The 19,233-nt window shown below is 52.4% G+C and carries 19 protein-coding genes, 1 riboswitch and 1 other annotated feature; of the genes, 9 read left to right on the forward strand and 10 right to left on the reverse strand.

The annotated features are described in order from the left end of the window. Positions 1-103: 103 nt before the first annotated feature. The 5 genes from ypeB to J2Z70_RS05080 all read right to left on the reverse strand — a co-directional run bounded on the left by ypeB (position 104) and on the right by J2Z70_RS05080 (position 3,778). Positions 104-1,462, reverse strand: coding sequence for a germination protein YpeB (ypeB, locus tag J2Z70_RS05060; RefSeq protein WP_036727334.1), 1,359 nt, complete (start codon positions 1,460-1,462; stop codon positions 104-106). 87 nt (positions 1,463-1,549) lie between these two features. Beyond that, positions 1,550-1,696: a hypothetical protein gene (locus J2Z70_RS05065; protein WP_179090427.1), complete on the reverse strand. Its 147-nt coding sequence runs from the start codon at positions 1,694-1,696 to the stop codon at positions 1,550-1,552. 78 nt (positions 1,697-1,774) lie between these two features. Then, positions 1,775-2,470, reverse strand: coding sequence for a glutamic-type intramembrane protease PrsW (prsW, locus tag J2Z70_RS05070; protein ID WP_036727336.1), 696 nt, complete (start codon positions 2,468-2,470; stop codon positions 1,775-1,777). Positions 2,471-2,545: 75 nt separating this feature from the next. Further along, positions 2,546-3,160, reverse strand: coding sequence for a genetic competence negative regulator (locus J2Z70_RS05075; RefSeq protein WP_036698160.1), 615 nt, complete (start codon positions 3,158-3,160; stop codon positions 2,546-2,548). 231 nt (positions 3,161-3,391) lie between these two features. Continuing rightward, positions 3,392-3,778 carry a hypothetical protein gene (locus tag J2Z70_RS05080; protein ID WP_209870244.1) on the reverse strand — a complete coding sequence of 129 codons (387 nt, stop codon included), beginning with the start codon at positions 3,776-3,778 and terminating at the stop codon, positions 3,392-3,394. Between the two features lie 94 nt (positions 3,779-3,872). Here J2Z70_RS05080 and J2Z70_RS05085 point away from each other — a divergent pair, with 94 nt between their 5' ends. Next, complete coding sequence (locus J2Z70_RS05085; protein WP_425355097.1) at positions 3,873-4,745, forward strand: polysaccharide deacetylase family protein; 873 nt, start codon at positions 3,873-3,875, stop codon at positions 4,743-4,745. Between the two features lie 62 nt (positions 4,746-4,807). Here the strand turns inward: J2Z70_RS05085 and J2Z70_RS05090 are convergent, their stop codons facing one another. Genes J2Z70_RS05090 through J2Z70_RS05100 form a run of 3 tightly spaced genes read right to left on the reverse strand, consistent with a single transcriptional unit; the run spans position 4,808 to position 6,638 of the window. Further along, entirely contained in the window at positions 4,808-5,620 is an 813-nt protein-coding gene (locus tag J2Z70_RS05090) for a metallophosphoesterase (protein ID WP_209870028.1), read from the reverse strand. Positions 5,621-5,670: 50 nt separating this feature from the next. Further along, complete coding sequence (locus tag J2Z70_RS05095; RefSeq protein WP_209870031.1) at positions 5,671-6,048, reverse strand: hypothetical protein; 378 nt, start codon at positions 6,046-6,048, stop codon at positions 5,671-5,673. Then, positions 6,045-6,638, reverse strand: coding sequence for a CPBP family intramembrane glutamic endopeptidase (locus J2Z70_RS05100; RefSeq protein ID WP_036698166.1), 594 nt, complete (start codon positions 6,636-6,638; stop codon positions 6,045-6,047). Before J2Z70_RS05100 ends, J2Z70_RS05095 begins: the two co-directional genes overlap by 4 nt. 67 nt (positions 6,639-6,705) lie before the next feature. Here J2Z70_RS05100 and J2Z70_RS05105 point away from each other — a divergent pair, with 67 nt between their 5' ends. Together J2Z70_RS05105 and serA are read left to right on the forward strand one after the other, a co-directional pair. Further along, positions 6,706-7,611: a hypothetical protein gene (locus J2Z70_RS05105; RefSeq protein WP_036727342.1), complete on the forward strand. Its 906-nt coding sequence runs from the start codon at positions 6,706-6,708 to the stop codon at positions 7,609-7,611. Between the two features lie 113 nt (positions 7,612-7,724). Continuing rightward, positions 7,725-7,952 (forward strand) — a binding site (T-box leader). A gap of 210 nt (positions 7,953-8,162) precedes the next feature. Further along, complete coding sequence (serA, locus tag J2Z70_RS05110) at positions 8,163-9,755, forward strand: phosphoglycerate dehydrogenase (protein WP_036727344.1); 1,593 nt, start codon at positions 8,163-8,165, stop codon at positions 9,753-9,755. A gap of 81 nt (positions 9,756-9,836) precedes the next feature. Here serA and J2Z70_RS05115 read toward each other — a convergent pair whose 3' ends face one another. Next, positions 9,837-10,679: an SDR family NAD(P)-dependent oxidoreductase gene (locus J2Z70_RS05115; RefSeq protein ID WP_209870034.1), complete on the reverse strand. Its 843-nt coding sequence runs from the start codon at positions 10,677-10,679 to the stop codon at positions 9,837-9,839. A 134-nt stretch (positions 10,680-10,813) separates the two neighbouring features. On the opposite strand from J2Z70_RS05115, the gene J2Z70_RS05120 reads away from it, so the two are divergent. The 6 genes from J2Z70_RS05120 to J2Z70_RS05145 all read left to right on the forward strand — a co-directional run bounded on the left by J2Z70_RS05120 (position 10,814) and on the right by J2Z70_RS05145 (position 17,515). After that, a complete protein-coding gene (locus tag J2Z70_RS05120; RefSeq protein ID WP_209870038.1) occupies positions 10,814-11,767 on the forward strand; it encodes a helix-turn-helix transcriptional regulator in 954 nt (317 codons plus the stop codon). 73 nt (positions 11,768-11,840) lie between these two features. Next, positions 11,841-13,091, forward strand: coding sequence for a methyl-accepting chemotaxis protein (locus J2Z70_RS05125; RefSeq protein ID WP_209870041.1), 1,251 nt, complete (start codon positions 11,841-11,843; stop codon positions 13,089-13,091). 501 nt (positions 13,092-13,592) lie between these two features. Further along, a riboswitch (cyclic di-GMP riboswitch) is annotated at positions 13,593-13,689 on the forward strand. A 146-nt stretch (positions 13,690-13,835) separates the two neighbouring features. Continuing rightward, positions 13,836-15,449, forward strand: coding sequence for a thiamine pyrophosphate-binding protein (locus J2Z70_RS05130; RefSeq protein ID WP_245367980.1), 1,614 nt, complete (start codon positions 13,836-13,838; stop codon positions 15,447-15,449). A gap of 50 nt (positions 15,450-15,499) precedes the next feature. Further along, positions 15,500-15,880 (forward strand): carboxymuconolactone decarboxylase family protein, encoded by a 381-nt coding sequence (locus tag J2Z70_RS05135; RefSeq protein WP_051478169.1) that lies wholly within the window; start codon positions 15,500-15,502, stop codon positions 15,878-15,880. Between the two features lie 152 nt (positions 15,881-16,032). Then, positions 16,033-16,383, forward strand: coding sequence for a hypothetical protein (locus J2Z70_RS05140; RefSeq protein ID WP_036727352.1), 351 nt, complete (start codon positions 16,033-16,035; stop codon positions 16,381-16,383). A 139-nt stretch (positions 16,384-16,522) separates the two neighbouring features. Next, positions 16,523-17,515 carry a 3-oxoacyl-[acyl-carrier-protein] synthase III C-terminal domain-containing protein gene (locus J2Z70_RS05145; RefSeq protein WP_209870047.1) on the forward strand — a complete coding sequence of 331 codons (993 nt, stop codon included), beginning with the start codon at positions 16,523-16,525 and terminating at the stop codon, positions 17,513-17,515. A gap of 92 nt (positions 17,516-17,607) precedes the next feature. Here the strand turns inward: J2Z70_RS05145 and glpK are convergent, their stop codons facing one another. Beyond that, positions 17,608-19,113, reverse strand: coding sequence for a glycerol kinase GlpK (gene glpK / locus J2Z70_RS05150; protein ID WP_209870050.1), 1,506 nt, complete (start codon positions 19,111-19,113; stop codon positions 17,608-17,610). Positions 19,114-19,233 lie beyond the last annotated feature (120 nt).

Raw genomic sequence — 19,233 nt, forward strand, 5'->3', positions numbered from 1 at the left:
GCGTGCAGCCTATAGTTTCAGCATCAAAAAAAAGACGCCCTCCGTTTCCGGAAACGCGTCTTCTTTATAGAGCCGGTTTTAGCTGTCCCCATGGAAAGTCCGGCTATTTATCCTGTGCTCCCGAGGAGGTGCGGATCTGTTCCACCGCTTCCTCATTACCGTCTGCGGCATTCAGATAAATCCTGAACTGTGAGCCGTTGATTTTGCCCCCGAATTCATAGGTCAGCAGCTCCACCGCATCTTCATTCTCGATCCAGGCCAGCCGGTTATAGAGCTCCTTGAACTCCGGGTTAAGCATCGCTCTGGCTTCAGCCAGGGACAGCTTCGGCTTCGGCAGCACACGCTTCTCCTTATGCTCATTCACATAGTCGCTTGCCTGAAACCCTATAGCTTCCCCCGTATCCAGCCCGACACGAACCGTCATTTTCTCGGGATAGATAAGCACGCCGTCCTGGCTGCTGACAAAGGTCAGATTGCCCAGATTATCGTACCGGTCCGCACTGACTGCGGTCATGCCGGGATAGCCCTTCTTCTCCAGGAACTTACCCGCCTTCTCCACAGCCTGCTTCATGGATACTTTGGCCGGCCCTACCTCGCGGTTGTCGTTGTAAGAGATCAGCAGTCCGCCTTCCGCCGTGAAGTCCATCGAGACCGGCTCCTTATGGTCACTGGAAGTCACAGTGGCTGTATAAGAAGCCCACTCCGTTCCCTTCCCATTCTCCTGAATCTTCACCTGTGCCTTCCCGCCCAGCTCGGCGAACTTCATCGCCTTGCCCTTGATCTGGTCAGCGGTAACCGGCTTGCCGCCCAGCTTTTTCACCGACCGCTTATCATAGATACTTGCAACCGAAGGGCCGTAGTCCAGCTCCGGGTATGCCGCCACGCGTTTATCCACGGTTTTGAATCCGTCGATGATCGTGTTGTCTTCGGCCTTCTGCTCTGTAGCCAGTGCAGTCTCTACATCCATCCAGCGCAGCTTTTTGCCGATGACCTTGTCCTGAACCTTCTGCAGGTCCTTGGAGATTTCAGCCGAATTCTGGTAGAGCGTCTTCAGATTCGCCATCTCCCCCTCTGTCAGCGGCTTCTTCGTGAAGTCACGCACCGCAGCCTTGTAGGAGAAATTAGAGATCTTAGAGAGGAACTCCTCCGTCTCACTGAACGGCAGCAGCGTCAGCGGCAGCTGATTGATCTCGTTCTGCGCCTCGCTGGTAATCCGCCATACATTGACCAGTCCTTTGCGGTGCATTCCGTTAGAGGTAGTGTTCACCGCAAGCGTATTGCCAAGCTCACCGTGAAGCCGCTCCACATGGAAGGAGAGATCATGGAATGCGCGCTGATACTGATTCTCCGCTTTGATCAGAATCGAATTCTTCTCCTGATTCTCCTGATACCCCCAGACGAGCGCTCCAAGCAGCAAGAGTGCGGTAAGCGGGAACATTATGGCACTTAATCTTTTGTACATAGGTCCGCATAGCTCCTTTCAGTAGCTTATTGCCGTTAGTTTGACAATAACTGAGAAGACTTATGCACTTTTTCAAGAATCCGGTCTTTAGGCCCGTTCCTCAATCTCGAAGCCGCTTACACAGCTGCACAGACATTGCTTGAAGCCGGTCTGGACAACCCCCTGCTCCTTGTTCCCTCTTAATATGTAGGTTTCGCCGCACTGCTTGCAGACAATCCGAACTTTTACTCGCAAAAAAAGACACCTCTCTCTCCTTTCTGGAATTCCTTGCCTTAAGGAACTGCCCTGTAGGATTAAGTGTGTCCATCTCGATTATAGGTTAACCTCTTCCTCACGCTTCAAAAAGCGAAACGGGGAACGGCTGTTGGCCCGCGCTACCTTCCCCATGCCTCTATACCATAGGACCGCCATCAGGGGCACGATAAACCAGATCCAGTAGTTAGCTGTCGTCGCGAGCAGAAAATCATAGATTCCATGCCACAGCCAGGGCAGAAGCAATGAAATCAGCAGAATCTTACGGGTCTTGACCCCGCCGGAGAACTTGGCTCTGCCCATATGGTAGCCCATAATTACCCCGAACATGGCATGTCCGGAGACTGGAAGCAGCGCCCTTAGAATCATGGTGCCGATTGAAGCATTGCTGTACCATGCATACATTACATTCTCTATTGTTGCGAAGCCGAGCGAAATCGCTACGGCATATAGTATTCCATCATAGGGCTCGTCAAATTCGGTATGATTGTAAATCATATGGTACAGCACAAACCACTTCAGGGCCTCTTCCACCCCGGCTGAGATCAGAAAGGAATCCACATAAGGACCGCCGTCCAGCCCCAGCACCAGTCCCCTCTGGATAATCATCACAGGCAGCACGATCATCAGGCCGAGCAGGAACACCTTAAGCACCATATGGAGCGGTTCCTGATCATACTTGTCTTTCAGATAGAAAAAAGTCAGCAGCGCAAGTCCCGGTGCAACTGCTGACGAAATGACCGATAACAAAAGCACCGAATAGCCTCCCTTGCGCTAATACCTAATCTCTGCTGAAGCCGTTATGGCCGGACTGGTACCTTCCGCTATCTCTTATTCCTGGCGTTTGAAATGATTGCACAGCGTCTGAATCGCATTCTCCGCCATAACCGTCTTGCCGTATTCGGCCAGAACAGCCTGAGTTACCGGAGAGGAATCTCCGAATTCAGCGAGCACGCCTACCAGCCCTGACAGTGCAGCCTCTTCAAATTCCTTCGGATCGAAGTAGAGGTACCATTTATCATTATAAGAATACAGTTGTCCTTGAGAAGTAATATTGCCGATGAGCACATGAGCCGCTTCCACCAGAACCTCGAAATCGCGGAATGCATATACAATGGAGTCGCTTTGTTCAAGAGTAACTTCCATTTCGTAAATCTCTTCAGGCAATTCATCTTCCCCGGCCCCACCGTACTGATGGTGATCATATTTCCCCCGGGTCACAATAACGACCATGCCTTGCGCGGGCAATGCGAACACTTCCACGGCAAGCGGACCCGTAGCGTCAAAACCAAGCTCGCTGTACGCCTGATCCATCATTTCCGTAAAGAGGTCATGCACCTTGGGAACCTCCTGCCACATGTCTTCCTTCTGGATGCCCCGCTCGCTCAGGTCGTCAAAAGTGAGGAAAATCCGTATCTTATCTTGACTTAATCGCTCTATTCTCATGACAGGATCCTCCTTTTGCAAGCTCATTTAATATTAATGTATGATGAGTCCCGAGTAATGAGCCAAAAATGGTTACTATGTATGTATGTTATCATTTTGAAGCTACAAATGCACGCAAATAAATATAGATTCAGCCCAATTTGCTGCCCATTATATGTAAAGCCATATTAAAAAAGAATCACTTCAGCGATGCCGGCATCGCCAAAATGATTCTGCAGCGGTTAAATCCGGTTACAAACCCGGTATGGCGGTATGAGTATCTTTGAGAATCTGCTCGACTTCATGCTTCACATCAGGGTTGCTGCGGATGAAATCCTTCAGCATGTTCAGATTTGATTCTTTGGACTTTAACGGGGAACCCTCTTTATGATCGCCACCGCTATGCTCGCCACCGCCGGATACATGAGAGCCTGAGTGTTCATGACTGCTGCCCGCTGCCGTGCTGCCGAAGCCAGTCATGGCCATCCCCATAATTTTGTCCTTGGCCTTGTCACCCGCATTATAGGAAGAACCGTTCGAGTGCAGTAAGGCAGACATCATGGCGCTGCGTTTTTTGGACATAATCATACTGGCGGCTGCACCAATCAGCACCCCGCACAGAAATGACGAAGTATTCATATCTCCAACCTCCTTGTATGGTAAAATCATGCTTAGTGTTCGCGGAAAGGTAGCCGCTCATACAGCCAAACAACAAGAAAGCGAGATGAAAAAAGTGGGTAAAGCAACAATAACGCTGCTTTTGGCGGCTTGTCTGCTGTCAGCTTGCAGCAACAGTGGAAATACAGGCAGCCAGGCGGCGGAGAAGACGCCACAGCCTGCGGCAGCAACAGAGGCGGCGGAGACAGCCGCATCTCCTGCACCTGAGGTAACAGCATCAGCTGCACCTGAGGCAACTGCATCACCGGAGGCCACGCCTGCGGCAGCCAGCGATGCGCAGGTGCCGCTGCTGTATCATATGAACAAGAATTATGACATTGTCCCGAATGATCCGATCACGAATAAGAAGGTAGTCCTGCTGACCTTCGACGACGGGCCGAAGGAAGCGGAATTAATCAATCCGCTGATGGATACACTGGACAAGCACAAGGCCAAAGCGATCTTCTTCGTCAACGGGTACCGGGTGAAGGAGCATCCCGAGCTGCTGGAGCTGATCCACAAGCGGGGCGGCGTACTCGGCAACCATAGCTGGGATCACATCGTGCTGAAGGATAAGCCGGAAGCCGAAGTGAAGAAGCAGATTGAGGATGTTCAAAGAATCGTCAAGGAAATCACCGGTGAGACCCCTCACTTCTTCCGTCCGCCGCACGGTGCCGGCGGTGATGTAGGCAAAAAAATCGCTGCTGCAAACGGCATGCTCTATATGACCTGGTCCAATGGCTCCCTTGACTGGGAGATGAAGGCCAAGGATGCAGGCAAAACGGAGAAGCTGATCAAGAATGTAACCGATCAGCTGCATTCCGGCAGCAATATCCTGATGCATGAGCTGCCTTGGACGGTAGAGGCACTTGACACTCTGCTGACTACGCTTGAGGGCAAGGGCTACAGCTTTGTAGATCCGCGCAGCATTGAGCTGAAGATGCGCTAAGCTCTGAATGAACAAGCAAAACCGGCTGCCCCGTTAGGAGGGCAGCCGGTTTTTTGTCATGCTTATGGGTTCATCACATTGAATCTCTGCGATCCGGAATGCTGCTGTCCGCAGCGCAGGGTCAGCACATGCATCTCGGCCGGACTGCGCCAGCGCAGCGGCAGATGCGCCGTACCGAACCCCCGGCTGATCAGCATCTTCAGCGGCGGGAGACCCGCATTATAGCTCCGTGGGATCTCATACATCCCCGCATTATATTGGCGGTAGAACTCATCGGTATGCCGGTTCCCGATCAGGGGCAGTACAACCTGGCCTCCATGGGTATGCCCGGCCAGAATCAGGTCAGCCGGAATCTCCTGCTGCCGGGACAGCCAAAGCGGATCATGCACGAGGATGATCCGGAAGGCTTCCGCATCCGCCACAGCTGGCAGAGGCCCGTAGGCCTTCTTGCCGCCTTGCCGCGGGAAATCCACCCCGGTCAGAATAAACTGCGCGCCGTCCCGCTCAATGACGCAGTTCTCATCCACCAGCAGCCTGGCTCCGCTTCCCCGGATGATGTTATCCACCAGATTGATATTCGCCCTGTAATCATGATTCCCATGTACGGCATATACAGGCGCAACCGAAGCGGCCAGAGTCATATTGTTCAACAGGCGTTCTATGGAAGCGCCCTTCTCCGTCATATCACCGCCCAGGAAGACAGCGTCCACCTTCCCCCACAGCGGGGTCAGCATCTCCTCCGGCAGACGGCGGCGGTGAATATCCGTAATGAGCAGTATCCGGTAGCCGTCGAACGCGGCAGGAAGCCGGTCCAGTACAATATCCAGATGATTCAACCGTTTTTTGAAGGCAGCAGCAACCATAAGGAGACCCATAACCCCTGCCCCCCCAAGACTCACACCTAATAGAATCAGGAGCACCGCAGTCAACTCCATAGGCTGCCCAGATCCGGCGCCCCGTTAATTCCCCACCACAGGAGGAAGCCCAGCAGCATCAGAAATACAACAATCAGCGAATTGATGAACATTTTGCTGAACCGGATTCTCTCTGACGGATAGCTCTCCGCACGCGAAGGAGTCTGCTCCCCTTCCTGCTGTGCCGCCTCACGCTCCGGCCTCCCGGAGGCCCTGCGCCCGGATAAGCGCTCCTTTCTGGACAGGGTCCCTGCCACCGGTACCGGACTTCCCGCACGCTCTTCTGCTGCCCCGGAAGCCGGCTGACGCTTGCCCGCTCTGGCCGGAGGCTGTTGTTCTCTCTTCTGCTGTTTCTGGCGGGACCTTACCCGGCTTAATTGTTCTGTCATGATACCCTCCTGTAACGAATAACCATACCGGAGAACAAATCTATAAGGAAATGGCACAATATAGGTGCCCACAGACTGCCCGAATGGATGTAGATAAGTCCAAGACCATAGCTGCTGAGGAAGACCCAGCCCGTTGGAATCCAGTGCCGCAGATAACGGACATGAATAACAGCAAACAGTATACTCGTCCAGTACGGCCCAAGAGAATGCTGGATCGCTCCGCGGAAGAGCAGCTCCTCACACACCGCAACCACCGCCGAAATGACCACAATATGCCACAGCGGCCTTTTGCCGAACAGCAGTTCATTAATCCCCCCGTCATCCATGCTGTCTTCAGGAACAATATGGGTCAGCAGGAAGTCAACAGCAAGCATAATAACTGCAAGGCCAAGGCCCCAGTACACGAAATGTACACTATCCGGAAAATTTAATATGTGAATAGGATTTCTTTTCTGTAATAATATCCATATCAAACCGATAAATAAGGTAAGGCCCTGAGTAATGTACAGATTAATGAGTAACAGCTTGTCTGTTAACTGCTGTGGATCGGCCTTTTTAATTTTGATGTCACCCAATTTGAATTTTTTCATTATAACCTGCCTGTTCTATAAATGTTTTTACATAAGTTAATTTACCTATACGAAGGAGCACTTAATCATGAACAGCCGTACCTCCCGCACTCAAATGATGTACACACTAGGTTTTTTGTTTTTTCTAATATCCGCATTCGCTTCATTTTTCACGGGAGTCAAGGTTGGAGCTGACAAGACAGAGGCCAAGTATTCACAGCTGAAGGACCACCCGAGCGCCCAGGAATTCTCCGGCTCCTACCAGCAGCAGGATCTTGTCACCTTTTATCATAACGTATTTTTGCCTTACCGGGAATTCAAGCGCAATTGGAACGAACAGGTGGGCGTTCTTGCCCGCAGCACGGATGCACGCCAGAATGCGGCAACACTGAAGAATCTGAGTATTCTCGCGGACAAGCAGTATGATAAGGTAACCCAGGATTCGCTCTTCACCAATTCGCCGATGCTCTATGAATCCCAGCTCAATATTCTTAAGAGTCTCACACTCTTCTCCCAAGCCTCCAGTAAGGTGACTGCGGGAGCTTCCGGCGCCGAAGCCGCCAAAGTGCTGAGAAGCGACAACTTCACAACCAGTGCCGTGAGATTCGGGCTGCTCGCCCAGAAGAACTTCTATGATTCCATGCTGAAATGGGGGTCGAAGACCCACCCGTCCATTCCGCAGCAGTCCGGTGAGCTGAAGACACTCTCTTTCATTCAGTGGAAAAAAATGCCGCTCTTGCTCAAGAATGCTTCCATCGCCAATATCATGCTCAACCGCGGCATCTACGCCGGATATGATCCGCAGGATATCACTGCCAAGATTGATGACATGATCTATTCCGGGACCGCCAGCTCGCTGAAGCTGAATGATATCCAGTCCTCCGTCACCCTGCTCATCTCCACCGGTGCGGTGCAGGAGCAGGACTTCATCAAGTGGCGGGAACAATATTACGGTAAAGAGATCATGCCGCAGCTCCCTTTCTTCTACGAGTAGGACCAGTTATTGCATCATAACGAAATTTACGGTCCACTTCAAGGCGGACCCGCGCAGAAGAATCCTATTGACACACTTGGCATCACCATGTTACATTATGACAAATTAATCAAGCAAAACCGATGATGGAACAAAGATTACTTGCAGTCTTCAGAGAGCCGGTGGGTGGTGAGAACCGGTGGCGGACATTAATCTTTAGCGCTCCTGAGATATTGTATTGAACACAAGAGTAGATACAATCGGATCACTCCGTTACCAGTGTGGCCTTTGCAGGCCAATGAGGCTGCTTCTTAACCGTCGCAGTGAATTAGGGTGGTACCACGAGAACTCTCGTCCCTTACTACGGCAGTAGTATGGGGGTTGGGAGTTTTTTTATTGCCATCTACCCGTGAATCCGGTACTTCTGCATGCTGTTTCTTTTGTGCGACAGCGCGTTACCCCGTTGTCAAGCTGCTTATTACGCTCTTGTAAGTTCTGGTACTGCGGATTGCCTTACCCGGTGATCCTTGGCATATACAATAGCTTTCCCATTTGAAGGAGGACAAGAGACCATGTTTAAAGTATTAGTATCGGATCCGATCAGCGATTTGGGCATTCAGCAATTGATGGACGCAAGCGATGTGACTGTAGACAAGAAAACAGGACTAAGTGAAGATGAGCTAGTTGCAATCATTGGCGAATATGACGGCTTACTCGTTCGCAGCCAGACTACCGTGACGGACAAAATTATCGCCGCCGGTACTAATCTCAAGGTTATCGGCCGGGCCGGAGTCGGCGTGGACAACATCAAGCTGGAGTCCGCCACGCAGCGCGGTGTAGTAGTTATCAATGCTCCGGACGGCAATACCATTACGACCTGTGAACATGCTTTTGCCATGATGATGGCCTTGGCCCGTCATATTCCTCAAGCCTACGCGAAGACGATTTCCGGCGTATGGGACAGAAAAACCTTCCTCGGCGTAGAGCTGCGCGGCAAGACACTGGGCGTACTCGGCATGGGCCGGATCGGCAGCGAGGTGGCCAAGCGCGCCAAAGCCTTCGGCATGAGCATCCTGGCCTATGACCCGTTCCTGACAGCTGACCGTGCAGAGAAAATGGAAGTGAAGCTGGCTTCGGTAGACGACATTGTGCGCGGTGCAGACTTCATCACCGTTCACACACCGCTCACCCCGGAGACCCGCCACATGATCTCCCGTCCGCAATTCGAAGTGATGAAAAAAGGCATGCGCATCATCAACTGTGCCCGCGGCGGTGTCATCGATGAAATGGCGCTGGTAGAAGCGATTGACAGCGGTATTGTAGCCGGTGCTGCGTTCGACGTCTTCGAGAAGGAGCCGCCTGAAGCAGACCACCCGTTCCTTACACATCCGAAGATTATCGTGACTCCGCATCTGGGTGCTTCGACGATTGAAGCCCAGGAGAACGTAGCCATCGATGTATCCGAGCAGGTCCTTCATATCCTGCGCAACGAACCGTTCATCAACGCGGTGAACATTCCGCCGGTTGCACCTAGCGTGATGAACAAGCTGCAGCCGTACTTCACCCTCGGCGAGAAGCTGGGCAGCTTCGCTACGCAGATTACGGACGGAGCGATCCGCGAGATCCATGTGGAATATGCCGGTGATCTCTCGGATGTGGATACCCAGCCGCTTACCCGCTATGTCGTCAAAGGTGTGCTCACCCGCCACTTTGCCGGAGATGTGAACATCGTCAACTCGATGCATCTGGCGAAGACCCGTGATGTGAATGTAGTGGTGACCAAGGCTTCCAAAACCAAAGGCTTCACCAACCTCATCACGGTAACACTCAAGGCTGAGCATGATGAAGAGCGTCTGGTCGCCGGTACCCTGCTGCAGGGCTATGGCGAACGGATTGTTAAGGTCAACAAGTTCCCGGTCGATATTGCTCCGGAAGGCCATCAGGTTGTGATCTCGCATAATGACAAACCGGGTATCATCGGACTCGTCGGCACCCTGCTTGGCGAGAACGGCGTCAATATCGCATCCATGCAGGTTGGCCGTACGATCATCGGCGGAGCTGCCATTATGCTACTGACCGTTGATAAGGGTGTGCCGAAGGAGGTCCTGGTGAAGCTGGCCGGACTGCCGGAGATCAACACCGCTGAGGAGATCATTCTGCTCTAATTCTTATTTCTTCACAATAAAACACTCTTCGGGAGTGCAGGCCCCAGGCCGCGCACTTCCAAAGAGTGTTTTTGCGTTATACTATGAAATCCGGTAGGCTGGCACCTGCCGGCCATCGGTGTCCGTAAAGCCATATTTCCGTGCCAGGTCCCCTACCTTCTGGGGAGTACCAGTCATGGATATCACTTCAGGATCAGCAGCAAGCGCTGCAACTGCCCGTCCGATATAAGCGGTTGATTCAGTGGTCTGAAGACCCTCCTCCTCCTGCCAGTGCTCCTCATCTGTGCCGAAGCTGTCCAGGACCAGCTCGGTCCGCATCCAGCCGGGAGAGACGGGAATCACCGCGATGCCATCCGCAGCCACCTCTAGGGATAATCCGTAGGCCATGCGCACCAGCGCATTTTTGGACAGATCATAATAGAAGTTCCCCGTGTACTTGTACTCGTCCCAGAAGGTCGTATGGATGATTAATTTGCCCGCCCCCGCTCCTTCCCTGCGCATCAGGGGTACAGCATAATAATTAGTCATTAGCTGCGCCCTCACACCCGCAGTGAACATATGATCCCAATGCTGCACCGGCTGCTCCCAGAACGGTTCATTCCCGATAGGGAGAGTATTGCCGCCCCAGACGTTATTGACCAGAATATCCAATCTGCCCTGCTCTGCGCTAATCTGCCGGATTACAGCCTCTGTCTCGCTGTCATTGGTATGATCACAGCGGATCACGGCTCCGTCCCCGCCTGAGCGGCGGATCTCAGCCAGCACCCCTTCAAGCGTTCTTGCCTGTCCCTCCTGCGGCATACCGGCATTCCTGCCCGTAATGTATACATAGGCACCAGCCTTCGCCAGCTCCAGTGCAATGCCTCTGCCCGCTCCCCTGCTCCCGCCTGTTACCAATGCCACTTTCCCTTGCAGATTTGTCATTTGATCCGCTCCCTTTCATCTATCATGCCCGGATTAGATGATCATTTGCGCTAATCCGTACTCTTGTCTAATATATACCTTATACATGACAACCATTGACATATATAAATAATACATTCAAGGGAGGTTGCAGAATGAGAGCGGACCGCCTGATCACTATCGTTCAACTTTTACAGAGCCGGGGGAAAATCAGCTCCAAAGAGCTGGCGCAAACGCTGGAGGTATCGGAACGTACGATTTTCCGGGATATGGAGGCACTCAGCTTCTCCGGCATCCCTGTGCTGGCGGAGCGCGGCCGGGAGGGCGGCTGGAAGCTGGCGGAAGGCTACCGGAATTCCCTGACCGGAATGAACACCAAGGAGATTGCCGCGCTGCTGGTGCCCGCTGATCCGGCGATTCTGCACGCTCTGGGCATTCAGGAGGAGTTCTCCTCGGCCACCCGCAAGCTGCAAGCCGCTGCTACCAGGCAGCCTCTCACGCCCTTCAGCTTCCTCAGCCAGCGGATTCACATCGACGGAGCCGGGTGGCATCCCTCCGGGGAGACCTATCCCTGCCTATCCGCTTTGCAGGGAGCCTTATGGGAGAACCACAAGGTGAGCATCACCTATCTGCGCGGGGAGGACGCCGCCGAGCGGCTGGTTGCACCGCTGGGGCTGGTAGTCAAGCGCGGCGTCTGGTACTTGGTCGCGGGGCATGACAGCGAGCTGCGGACCTACAGGGTCTCCAGAATCACTGAGGCCAAAGTCACAGATGAGTCTTTTGAGCAGCCGGAGGATTTCCACCTGTCTGAGTACTGGGAGACCTCCACCGCCGCATTCAAGTCTGCCTTGCCCAGGTACCCCTCCAGCCTTCTTGTAAGAGAGCAAACGATGAAGGAGCTGCAGAAGGAGCGATACGTCGCCCTGTTGCACCAGGAGCCTGCTGAGGCCCCGGGCTGGATCAGGGCCGAGGCCGAGTTCAACACGCCGGAGTCTGCGTGCCGGATCATCCTGTCCCTGGGTCAGGGTATCAAGGTGACGGCACCGCCTGAGCTTGCGGATACGGTTGCTGCGGCTCTGCGTGAAGCGGCAGCATTATACGATTTTTAATAATAGACCAAATGCACTAGTATCCCCTATAATATTACAATACACATTATTATTTATAGGGGGACTTTACATTATGGACTGGATGAACAAGCTGCCGTTGAAACAAAAAATCGTCACCGGATGTTACCTGGTTGCCGCTTTATTCGCTGTCCCTGTCTTAATCACGCTAATCCTCATGGACAGGCTGCTCATCGGCATTATTCTTGTCGCCGTCCTGGCAGCGCTGACTTACCCGCTTGCGCGCTTCATTGAGAGAACGCTTACATCTTCATTTGAGGATATCTCCAATGTGACGCACACGATTGCCAAAGGCGACTTCACCAGCCGTGCCGATGAGAATGGCTCCATGGGCGACATCAGCCGCTCCTTCAACACCATGATTGACAAGCTCAAAAAAATCCTCACCGATGCCTCACAGATTACCCGTCAGGTTATGGACGCCAGCCGCGGGATTGAAGACAAGAATCAGAACCTGAAGTTTGTCATGGCGCAGGTGGCCTCCTCCTCCAACGAACTGGCCCTCGGTGCTAACGAAATCTCGGTGGATATCGCTGATATGACCGAATCGATCAAGGATATCGAAATCAAAGTCTCCAATTATACGAATTCCACCAAGGAAATGAATAGAAGGTCTGTACATACGCTGGAATTGGTAGAACAGGGACGGCAATCGGTGGATACCCAAGCCGAAGGCATGCGCAAGAACATCCAGGCTACCCAGAAGGTGGCGGATACTATCGAAGCCCTATCGCATAACGCACGTGGCATTACGATGATTACCAAGACAATTACCGAAATTGCTGAACAGACCAATCTGCTGTCGCTCAATGCTTCTATTGAAGCCGCCCGTGCAGGCGAGCATGGCCGCGGGTTCGCCGTTGTTGCCCAGGAGGTCCGCAAGCTGGCCGAGGAATCCACCGCTTCAACCAAAGAGGTGTTCGGTCTGGTACGCAGCATCGAAGCGGATATCAAGCAGGCTATCGATAACATCGCCATCAATGAAGAGGTAGTCCAGGTGCAGAATGAGATGATTACGGAGACAGCCAACATTTTTGCTCAAATTGTGCATAGTGTCCAATACATAACCGAGCAGATTGCCTCCTTCTCTGCAGAGAGTGACCTTATGCTGGAGAGCGCGCTCAAGATCTCCGGGGCGATCGAGAATATCTCAGCCATCACCCAGGAGACCGCCGCAGGGACGGAAGAGGTATCCGCAGCGATGAACGAACAGATTCATGCTCTTCAATCCGTAGCTGAGGAGACAGAGAAGATGACCTCCGCGGTCTTCAACCTGCAAAAAACGATTCATATTTTCAAATTTTAACCTCAGCACAAAGAGACACGCCTGCGGAATTTTCTGCGGGACGTGTCTCTTTTTTTGGGCAAAACAAAGATTGTTATGTAATATTCACAAATTGTTGAAATTGTGCATAAGGGTAAAAACCGTGCTTTGCACTTCTTTACTATAGTCGTTCTATTGTCATAGCTTGTCTATAAGCTAACATCTCACATCACTATTACTTAAGTCCTATCACCGAAATTTGTAATGCTGTATATCTAGTGAATTCTTAATGTTTTGCAGTAAATCAGGAATGTAATGAGGCTTTGTGCTCACTTCCCACATTAATCAAGCTAAACGGCCATTTGCATTTTAAGACTTTAGTCTTCCAGGGACAACCATTTTCAAAAGTTTGAAAATCCAAATATTTAGCCATTTCCACTCCTGAATATTCGTCAAATTCCGAGTTTCTTCTCACAGGGGTTATTGACAAAAGCGGAGCAAGGAATATATTGTAAAGGAAAATTCTCCACAAATTCATTTATAACCGCATACCGGCAAAATTCACCGAAAGGGAATGACGCAAAGCCATGGATCTACAGTCTCATTTCTGAAGTGGGATCATGACAGCCAGGTTGCTGAAAAACTGTGAACGCCTTAGGTTTCGCGTTTGATTATGGTGATTCGTGCAACAGACCTGTGCTCCAATGGTGAGTACAGGTTTTCTATTGCTGACGTATACAAATAACAACTTGCGGGGTGGATGTTCTGAAGACAGTTGCAGATTATATGGCGGAAGCATTACACAATCTGGGAGTCACTCATTCTTTTGGAATCATAGGCAAGTCTATTTGCCCCATCGCTTTGAAAATGGTTGACTACGGTATAGAGTTCATCCCCGGCCGGCACGAATCCAGCTCCGGCTTCGCCGCCGGCGGTTATGCTCTGAAGACCGGCAGTCTCGGGGTAGCCTTCGGCACCTCCGGTCCTGGCGGAACGAATCTGCTCACCGCAGCAGCGCATGCCAAGGCCAATAATCTTCCCGTCCTCTTCATCACCGGACATCAGTCCATCAAGGAGCTGGGCATTCCCCAATGTCAGGATTCCACTTCCTACCTGGCTGATTTGGCGGATATGTTCCGGCCGGCCACCCTCTTCAGCAAGCTCGTTGAACGCGGCGATCACTTCAGCACGATTTTCAACCATGCCCTATCCATCGCCCTCGGTGACCAAAAAGGCCCAGTCCATCTCTGCATTCCGTTTGATGTGCAGACAGAGCGGCTCGCGGAATGCCGGATTGTTCTGCCGGAACGCGAGGGACTAGTCAGTTATCAGAACTATGACCGGGTCATCTCGGCGATTAATCAATCCGCTAGGCCGCTGATCATTGCCGGTAAAGGCGTCAACCGCTCAGGTGCCCATCAGGAACTGGTTCAGCTGGCTGAGACCTTCAACATTCCTGTAGTCACCTCTCCAGGCGGCAAAGGAGCAATAGCTTATGATCACCCGCTCTACCACGGTCCTGTCGGCGTTGGCGGCTCCTCGCACGGCGATGAATTGCTGAACAACAGCGACCTGTTCATTGTTCTGGGCTCCCGCCTGAGCGACATGACCATCTGCAACCTGAAGCCGGAGAATCATCCGCCGCAGCTGATACAGTTCGATGTAGATCCAACCTTTGTCGGCAAAATACTGTCCTCATCCACCATCGCTGTCGGCGGGGACTTAAGGGACAACCTGGCACTGTATCTTCAGAAGCTGGACCCCTCTACGGTCACCAAGCATGAAATCACAATCTCCAATGCTTACAATGACGAGTTGCCCGTGCTGGCGGGGCTTTCTCTGGCTTCGGTAATGAGCACGATGAGCGACTTGATTCCTTACAACAGCAGCGTGTTTGTAGATGACGGCAGCCACGGGTTCAATGCTGTGAAATGGTTCAATGTCCGCAGGCCCGGCAGCTTCATATTCGATGCCTACTTTGCTTGCATGGGCAATTCAATTGGCATGGCGATCGGCGCCAAGACAGCTTCTCCCGGAGAGACTGTCTTCTGCATTACCGGTGACGGCTGTTTTATGATGCTCGGAACTGAAATAAACACAGCCGTTTGCAAGGACATTCCGGTGATTTTCATTGTGGTGAACAATAAGCAGCTGGATATGGCGCTTAAGGGTATGGAGAAAACGACCGGCCGGATTGACGGTACGATCTTCGAGGTTCCCATGGATGCCGTGAAATTCGCCGAATCGCTGGGTGCAGCCGGCTTCCGCTGTGAGACGCAGGAGGAGTTCGCTGCCGCAATCCGCGAAGCTGTGGCACTTAACAAGGCAGCTGTCATTGAGCTGCTGACTGACCGTGATGAAATGCCTCCTACGGCCCACCGCACGCTGGATCTTACGTAAGGAGGCCCTATCCGCACACCTTTTCTAACCTACTATCAGGAGGACATATCGTGAACAAGAACATGAACAGCGGACTCGATCATTTCACTGATCTCTCAGGAGATTATGGGGCCAAGGCCCTGGCTCCGATCAAAGAGCATTTTCCGGAATTAGCCGAATATATCATGGGCAATGCCTATGGCGATATTTTTCAGCGGACCACGATTGGCTCTGACTGGAAGGAGATCGCGGTGATCTCGTCGCTGATTACGATGGGACAATATGAACAGCTGGGGGTTCATTATGTAATGGCGCTCCGCGTTGGCATGACCGTCGAGCAGATCAAGGGCGTGCTGCTGCATCTGACCCCTTGCGTCGGTGCCCCCCGGGTGATTTCGGCCTTTAATGTGCTGCTGGATACCCTGGAGGAGATCAAAGAAAAATCTTCATAATTCTACAAATTTCGACTTTTATGTTGCGTATTTCAGGATGATCTGGTTATAATGAAGGCAAAATATCCCAAATCAAATTGCGGTTTTGTCGAATATAGTCGCAGGAATGATGTTTTGGAGGTATTGGAAATTTCACTTAGGGAGAGATCAACATGGGACAATTTATTTTGAAGACAGATACTGCGAAGAAAGTAATCAATATTGAGCTGGAGGGAACCTTCTCTAACGAGGACGGGCTCAAATCTATACAGGCTTACCAGCAGACTATTAACCCGATCAGCCCTGCTGAATATGCACTAGAGATCGACTGCCGCAAGCTGAATGTAACCGCTCCTGATGTTGTACCGCTGCTTGAAGGCTGCTTCATCATGTTCAAGGCTGACGGCTTCCAGAAAGTGAGTCTTACCCTGGAAAATAACCCGATCCTCAAAATGCAGCTGGCACGCCTGGGCCGCAAAGCAGGACTTGAGAATCTGGAGATCACTTCAACCGTACAAGCTTAATAAATACAATTTAAACCTAAATCAGCCGCTTGAAACGCACATGTTCATTCATTAAACCGGCTGCTAATGCTGGAAGAGAGTTTTGTAAGAAGCAGATTCGTGAGAAGTATAGCTAACAAAACTTTAGGAGGTCTGTACTATGGCGGGGATTCGCATTAAGGACATTGATATCTACCATCCAGACAAAAGAATCGGCAATGACTTTTTCATTCAGCATTTTGATGACAAAGGTATTGATATCCGTGGACTACTGGCTACTCTGGGCCGTGAAAACCGCTACAGCATCGACAGCCCGGATGAGAATTCCCTGACAATGGCTTTTGAAGCCGCAAGTAATGTTCTGGAGAAGACCGGTCTTACCGGCCCTGACATTGACCTGATCGCTTATGCAAGCCAGACCCCTGAATATATATTTCCTACGAACTCATTGATGATTCACCGCCTGATTAACGGGGCTTCGCATACCATCTGTATTGACAGCAATGCCAACTGTGCCGGAATGACCGCCTCGGTTGAGCAGGTCAGCCGCCAGATGATGGCGAACCCGAGAATCCGCCACGCCCTGGTCATCGGCTCCGATTACGTGGCACCGCATGCGGACAAGAATGATCCGGTATATTACGCGAACTTCGGTGATGCCGCTGCCGCTGTTATTCTGGAGCGCGATGAGCATTCGGTCGGCTTCATTGACTCTATCTACCAGACAGACACCTGTGTGTACGGCAACTCTCTGTTCCCGGCAGAAGGCCTGGCTAAGCTCGGACGCACCGGTGTTGCCGCAGGAGAGTTCAATGTGAAGTTCATTCCATTCGATGATTCCATCTGTGTGGATGCCGCTTCCGAATCAATCAACACTCTGCTGAGCAACAACGGGATTGCCCCTGAATCGGTCAAGGCTGCCTGCTTCTCACAGCTGTCTCTTCCGAACATCCAGGCCGTCTCCGGCAAAACCGGTATTAACCCTGAGGCCGCAGTCTACATAGGCGATGAGTTCGGCTATACCTCGACCAGCAGCCCGTTCATTGCCCTTCACAGAGCCGTCACTACCGGGCAGCTTGAACGCGGAGACAAGGTCCTGTTCTGGACCGTGGGCGCCGGATGGCAGAATGTCGCATTTGTAATGGAGTACTAATCTTACTGTTCATTCTGTTCCAGAGTAAAAAACGGCCCGCAGCAGAGTTTCTGCCTGCGGGCCGTTTCTGTTCTTAATGCCTCTACTCCGCTCTAAAGTCTGCCTTCGTGCTTGCCCTCATGCTTCTCCCAGCCCATCGTGCGCGACACAGCATCCTGCCAGGCACCGTATCTGCGTTCCCGCTCCTCCGGCTCCATCTGCGGCGAGAAGACCTTCTCGGCCGTATTGAAGCTCTCCAGCTGCTCACGGGTCCATACCCCGGAGGTAAGTCCGGCTAGCAGCGCAGCGCCAAGTGCTGTAGTCTCCGCGTAGGTTGTACGTGTCACTTCGCTGCCCAGAATATCGGCCTGGAACTGCATCAGCAGATTGTTGCGCACCGCACCGCCGTCTACCCTCAGGTCGGTGAGCGGCATGCCGGCATCCTTCTGCATTGCGTCGATGACATCACGGGACTGGAAGGCCAGTGATTCCAGTGTGGCCCGTACCAGATGTGCGGAGGTGGTACCCCGCGTCAATCCGAATATGGCGCCCCGCGCATACATATCCCAGTAAGGCGCACCCAGGCCGGTAAAGGCTGGCACCACCACAACCCCCTCACTCTCGTCCACCTCGCTGGCCTTCTCTTCCGAGTCGGCGGGCGTGACAATTAGCCCCAGCCCCTCCTGCAGCCACTGCACAGCCGCTCCTGCCACGAAGACACTGCCTTCCAGTGCATAGTAGAGCTCATCGCCCATGCCCCAGGCTACCGTGGTCAATAGGCCATGACGGGATGCCACAGCTTCAGTGCCTGTATTCATGAGAATGAAGCAGCCTGTCCCATAGGTGTTCTTGGCACTGCCTGCCTCCAGGCAGGTATGACCAAAGAGCGCTGCCTGCTGGTCCCCCAGCACCGACCGAATAGGAATCTCCAGACCGAACCACTGCTGGTCACAGACACCGAAATCTCCGCCCGACATCCTCACCTCCGGCAGAATGGACGGCGGAATACGCAGCGTGTCCATCAGCTCTTCATCCCACTGGCGCTCATGCAGGTTATACATCATCGTTCTTGAAGCATTAGTAACGTCTGTAGCGTGTACCGCACCCCCGGTCAGCTTCCAGATCAGCCAGGTGTCTATCGTTCCCGCCAGGAGCTCTCCCTTGCCCGCACGCTCTCTTGCTCCCGGTACATGATCCAGAATCCATGCCAGCTTGGTCGCCGAGAAATACGCGTCGATGACAAGCCCCGTCTTGTCCGCAATAACTCCGGCCATCCCGCGTGACTTCAGCTCCTCACATTGGTCTGCTGTCCGCCGGTCCTGCCAGACAATTGCCGGATAGATCGGTTCGCCTGTAATTTTATCCCAGATAAGTGCAGTCTCCCGCTGGTTGGTAATCCCGATTGCCGTGATGTGATTAGCCGGTACGGAGCTTGCTGCAATGGCATCTCTGGCTGCGGCAAGCTGGCTCTCCCAGATCTGCTCCGGGTCATGCTCCACCCAGCCCGGGCGGGGAAAGGATTGCCGGATCTCATATTGCCCCTGCGAGATCACTTCTGCCTCTGCATCAAAGAGAATTGCCCGTGAGCTGGTAGTACCTTGGTCCAAGGATAAGATCATAATGCCCAGCCTCCTGCAAGCCTTAGCTTGAAATATATGTTTCACGATGAACAATATTAATGTGGTGATTTCAACAAAAAGCACCTCTGCTCTCAGAGGCGCTGTCATGCATGGTCTTGG

This window comes from Paenibacillus silagei (genome assembly GCF_017874735.1).
In the GTDB taxonomy this organism is placed as follows: domain Bacteria; phylum Bacillota; class Bacilli; order Paenibacillales; family Paenibacillaceae; genus Paenibacillus_AQ; species Paenibacillus_AQ silagei.